Source organism: Streptomyces ossamyceticus (assembly GCF_001418475.1).
Lineage (GTDB): Bacteria > Actinomycetota > Actinomycetes > Streptomycetales > Streptomycetaceae > Streptomyces > Streptomyces ossamyceticus.
On the sequence record NZ_LIQX01000763.1, the window covers coordinates 1 to 1,556 of the forward strand.

Genomic DNA, 1,556 nt, shown 5'->3' on the forward strand with positions numbered 1-1,556 from the left:
GCCCACCCCTAGCCCAGCCCACCTCTAGCCCATCCCACCGCCAGACCCGGGAGGCGGATCATGACCACGGCGGAACTCTTCTCCCCCACGGAACCCGACTACCTGTCCCAGCTGACGAGCGCCGCCGCGCGCTACGCGGACCGCACCGAGCGACGGGAGCGGAACCGGGAAGTGCTGCGCACCCGCGGCGTGCTGCACGCCGACGAACCGGAGCGGGTCGAGAAGCGGCTGGCGCGGCTCGGCGCGGACTGGTCGCTGGCGACGGCGATCGAGCGGGAGCCGTCGGACCCGGTCGCGACGGCCGGAAGCACCCTGCGGCTGCCACCGGAGAGTTTCGGCAGCGACGTGCTGGGACTGGAGCGGCTGATCGGACGCAACAACCTCACCCCGGTGGCGTTCATGGAGGAGGGGGCGTTCGTCTCCCGCTCGGTCGGCCGGGTCACCATCAACGGGCCCGGCGGCGGGCACGGCACCGGCTTCATGGTGTCGCCGTCCCTGCTGCTCACCAACAACCACGTGCTGCGCAGCCAGGAGGAGGCCCGCCGCAGTGTGGTCGCGTTCTCGCTCCAGGCCGGGATCGACGGCAGGCCGCTGACACCCGCGGTGTTCCAGCTGGAGCCGCACCGGTTCTTCGTCACCGACCGGGAGTTGGACTTCAGTCTGGTCGCGGTGGCCGAGCACGGGGCACGGGGCGAGGCCCTGGAGTCCTTCGGCCGGCTGACGCTGAGCGAGGCGCAGGGCACGGTCGTCGTCGGGGAGTTCGTCAACATCATCCAGCATCCGCGGGGCGAGCCCAAGCAGTTGGCGCTGCGCGAGAACCAGATCGTGGACATCCTCGACCGGTTCACGCACTACGAGAGCGACACCCGTGAGGGTTCCTCGGGTTCGCCGGTCTTCAACGACCAGTGGGAGGTCGTCGCGCTGCACCACTCGGCCGTTCCCAAGACCGACGCCGAGGGACGTCCGCTGAGCGTCGACGGGGTGCCGTGGACGCCGGACATGGGCGACGACCGGCTGGCGTGGAAGGCCAACGAGGGGGTGCGGATCAGCCGGGTGCTGCGGGCCCTGCGCGAGATCACCCTGACGGGGGCGGCGGCCCGGCTCCGGGACGAGGTGTTCGTTCCCGGGACCACCGCGGCCGGGCCCGCCCCGGCGCCGGTCGAGAGCGCCCCGCCGCCGGCCGCGCCCGCTCCGTCGGGCAACGGTGGGTCGGCACGGCCCGGCCCCGACGGTTCACGGGCGTTCGTCGCCGACGGCACCGCCCATCTGACGATCCCGCTGCGGATCAGCGTCGGTCTCGACCCGTCGGTGTTCCCCGTCGCGAGCGTGACCGCGCCGCCGCCCCCGTCAGGGTGATCTCGCGCAGGGCCCGCAGCACCCGGCTGATCCGCACCCCCTCGTTGGCCTTCCACGCCAGCCGGTCGTCGCCCATGTCCGGCGTCCACGGCACCCCGTCGACGCTCAGCGGACGTCCCTCGGCGTCGGTCTTGGGAACGGCCGAGTGGTGCAGCGCGACGACCTCCCACTGGTCGTTGAAGACCGGCGAACCCGAGGAA

General features: G+C 72.6%; 1 protein-coding gene and 1 pseudogene. One reads left to right on the forward strand and one right to left on the reverse strand.

The genetic code is table 11. The annotated features are described in order from the left end of the window. Positions 1 to 60: 60 nt before the first annotated feature. The gene (locus AOK15_RS38300; protein ID WP_240508782.1) at positions 61 to 1,356 is read left to right on the forward strand and encodes a trypsin-like serine peptidase; all 1,296 of its coding nucleotides are present in this window, start codon (positions 61 to 63) and stop codon (positions 1,354 to 1,356) included. Here the strand turns inward: AOK15_RS38300 and AOK15_RS43285 are convergent. Next, positions 1,286 to 1,556, reverse strand: a pseudogene (locus AOK15_RS43285) (endonuclease); the annotation flags it as partial. The gene AOK15_RS38300 and the pseudogene AOK15_RS43285 sit on opposite strands and share 71 nt — an antisense overlap.